Genomic DNA, 3034 nt, shown 5'->3' with positions numbered 1-3034 from the left:
CGCCGCCGCCCGCGCCGCCGGAGCCGCCGCGGCGCGGGCGGCAGCGCGGGTTGCTGGCCGGCTGCGCGGTGTGGTCCGGGCTCTTCTGCAGCTGCCAGGTGTGCTGCCGGGACCCGTACCACGATCCGTGGAACGGGCAGCCCCGTGAGGGGTGGTGCCACAAGTGCGACTGCGACAACTGTAGCGATTGCTGTGACTGTTGCAGCAACTGTGACTGCTGCGGGGATGGTTGCGGGTGTGACGGCTGCGGGTGTGACTGCGGCTGCTGAGGCGTGGTCGTAACAGTGGGACGCCGGTGGCGGATTGGGCCTGCGGGGCGGAACGTTTCCGCTCCGGCCGCCCCGCGGTCGTCCCGCGACCGCCCCTCGGTCGCCCCCGGTTGTCGTTCGCTTTCGCCGCCCATCGGGGCGGCCGTGTGGAAAGGTGGACGCCCATGAGCACCACCGACGCGCCCCGGCAGTGGACCGAGTGGCGCGAGCTGCGCCACGCGACCGTCTCGGCCCCCCACGGGCCGCTCGCCCTCACCGCCACGCACTGGCTCGCCGACCGTCCCGGCGGCCGGCTCCCGGACGTCCCCGGACGGTGGGCCGAGGCCCTCTCCGGCGACGCGGTGCTGCTCACCGCCGCTCCGGAGGACGGCCTGCGCCTCGACGGGGAGCCCTTCGCCGGCGAGGTCCGGCTGACCGCGGACGGGAGCCCGGCGGCGGCCAGGACCGTGCACGGCGCCCGGCGGCTGGTCGTCCTGCGCCGCGAAGGGCGGTGGGCGGTACGGGTCTTCGACCCGGCCGCGCCCGCCCGCCGGGAGTTCGCCGGCGTCGACGCCTTCGCGTACGACGGCCGGTGGACGCGGCCCGGCCGCTACCGCCCGTACGAGCGGGCGCGCACCGTCCTCGTCGGGAACGCGGACGGGCGGGAGCGGGGGCTGAGCCTCGCCGGGGAGCTCTCCTTCGAGCTGGCCGGAGAGGTGCGGGTGCTGCGGGTGGGGGAGGAGACCGACGGGGCGCTGTGGGCGGTGTTCGCCGATGCCACGAGCGGAGTGAGTAGCTACCGGTTCCGCTTCCTGCGCACGCCCGCGCCGGACGCCGCCGGGCGGGTGGAGGTGGACCTCAACCGCGCGGTGCTGCCGCCGTGCGCCTTCGCGGACCACTTCATCTGTCCCTTCCCGCCGCCCGGGAACGTCCTGCTGGTGGCGGTCGAGGCGGGGGAGCGGGCGGTGCTGACGCGGTAGGGGGCTGTGGGGTGCGCGGGAGGCGAAGGGCGTCCGTCCGGCGGGGAAGTGCCCGGAACGACCGGTTCGACCCTTGCGCCCGGGGCCGCCCGGTCGAATACTCCCTCACCAGTGCTTGTCGGGGCACGGCGCGAGCGGAACGCGCCGTGCCGTGTTCTGTGTGGTCGTTCCATGTGGTCCCGCTCCTCCGGGAGGACAGCAGCGTGAGGATCAAGCGCACCGCCCGCACCACCGTCCCCGCCGTTCTCTCCGGCAGAAGAGCCGCCGCCCTCGCCGCCGGCCTGCTCGCCGTCTCCACCCTCACCGCCACCCCCGCCGGAGCGGTCGCCGGCACTCCGGCCGTACCAACCGCCGCGCGGCTCGCCGCGGTGAGCACGGCGGTCGGCGAGGCCGACGTCCCGGGCACGGCCTGGGCGGTCGACGAACGGACCCACGAGGTGGTGGTCACCGCCGACGCGACCGTCCCGGACGCGGGCGTCGCCAGGATCAGACGGGCGGCCGGCCCCGACGCCGACGCGATACGCGTCGAACGCGCCCCCGGCACCTTCCGGCCGCTGATCGCCGGCGGCGACGCGGTGCACGCCCGCGACTGGCGCTGCTCGGCCGGGTTCAACGTCCGCAAGGGCGACACCTACTACTTCCTGACCGCCGGCCACTGCACCGAGGGCAAGCCCGCGTACTACGCCGACGCCGCGCACCGCACGGCCGTCGGCCCCACCGCCGGCAGCACCTTCCCCGGAGCCGACCACGGCCTCGTCCGCTACGCCAACGGCTCGCTGCCGCACCCGTCCGCCGTCGACCTCTACGACGGCCGCTCCCAGCGCATCACCTCCGCCGCCACGCCCCGCGTCGGGGACCGCGTCCGCCGCAGCGGCTCCACCACCGGGGTGCGCGACGGCCGGGTGACCGGGCTGAACGCCACGGTCAACTACGGGAACGGGCAGGTCGTCCGGGGGCTGATCAAGACGGACGTGTGCGCGGAGCCCGGCGACAGCGGGGGCGCCCTCTTCGCCGGCTCCACCGCGCTGGGCCTGGCCTCCGGCGGCATCGGCGACTGCCGCAGGGGCGGGACCACCTTCTACCAGCCCGTCGTCGCGGCGCTCGACGCCTACGGCGTCCGTCTCTTCTGAGCGCGGTCCGTCCTCCGGAGCCCCGGAGGGACGCCGGCCGGGCCGGCGCCCCTCGATCACTGCCGCGCGAGCGCCGGGGCGGTGCCGCGCGGGTGCCGCCTCCCGGTCACTGCGGCCCGGTGCAGTTGCCCTGGACGGTCACCCAGATGTTGTTGTCGGGGGTGGTACCACTGGCCACTATGCCCCAGGGGTGGCAGTTCTCCGGGAGCTTGTAGTTCGCGTTCGCCCGGGCGCCGTCCAGCGAGCCGGCGACACCGGTGACGTAGACGTAGTAGGTGGACGATTCCGCCGTCACCGTTCCCCGGGCCGGCGCTGGGGTGGCGGCCGATGCCGGGGCGGCCAGTGCCACTCCGGCCAGCAGGGTCGCCGCGGCCGCGGCGAGTCCGGCCGTCGCGAGCTTTCCGTTCACGGGAACCTCCAAAATCAACTTCCCCGAGGTGCACGGTGGTTGCGCCGCACGCAAGGAATCTAGGGCACCGTCGAGCGCCGCAAAAGTGGTTGCACAATGTACAAACACGTTTCGTAACTGCCCCCGGCGGCGTGGGGACCGTGCCGCCTTGGCCGTAGCCCTACGAGAACGCGCCCTCCCAGGGCTCGACCCCGGGTCCGGCGGGGCATACCGTGGACATATCACCTGTCGTGGGACACAGGGGGCCGTGATGGTCGAAGACCTCGT

The 3034-nt window shown here is 74.8% G+C and carries 3 protein-coding genes and 1 pseudogene; 3 read left to right on the top strand and 1 reads right to left on the bottom strand.

Translation table 11 applies throughout. The features are described from left to right. The 3 genes and pseudogenes from JNW98_RS34040 to JNW98_RS34030 all read left to right on the top strand — a co-directional run. A pseudogene (locus JNW98_RS34040) lies at positions 1-269 on the top strand (hypothetical protein); the annotation flags it as partial. 164 nt (positions 270-433) lie between these two features. Continuing rightward, a complete protein-coding gene (locus tag JNW98_RS34035) occupies positions 434-1228 on the top strand; it encodes a DUF1684 domain-containing protein (RefSeq protein ID WP_223772154.1) in 795 nt (264 codons plus the stop codon). 203 nt (positions 1229-1431) lie between these two features. Continuing rightward, on the top strand, positions 1432-2358 hold the full coding sequence (locus JNW98_RS34030) for a S1 family peptidase (RefSeq protein ID WP_372459396.1): 927 nt from the start codon (positions 1432-1434) through the stop codon (positions 2356-2358). Positions 2359-2464: 106 nt separating this feature from the next. On the opposite strand, the gene JNW98_RS34025 is transcribed toward JNW98_RS34030, so the two are convergent. Next, complete coding sequence (locus JNW98_RS34025) at positions 2465-2767, bottom strand: hypothetical protein (RefSeq protein ID WP_223772153.1); 303 nt, start codon at positions 2765-2767, stop codon at positions 2465-2467. Between the last annotated feature and the right edge of the window lie 267 nt (positions 2768-3034).

The organism is Streptomyces huiliensis (genome assembly GCF_020037025.1).
Lineage (GTDB): Bacteria > Actinomycetota > Actinomycetes > Streptomycetales > Streptomycetaceae > Streptomyces > Streptomyces huiliensis.
Note: the sequence above shows the minus strand (reverse complement) of the source record. Positions and strands in the feature narration are given on the sequence as shown.

Bases quoted from the DNA above. Each gene is read 5' to 3' on its own strand.
- JNW98_RS34035 (WP_223772154.1), top strand. From the start codon at position 434: ATGAGCACCACCGACGCGCCCCGGCAGTGGACCGAGTGGCGCGAGCTG.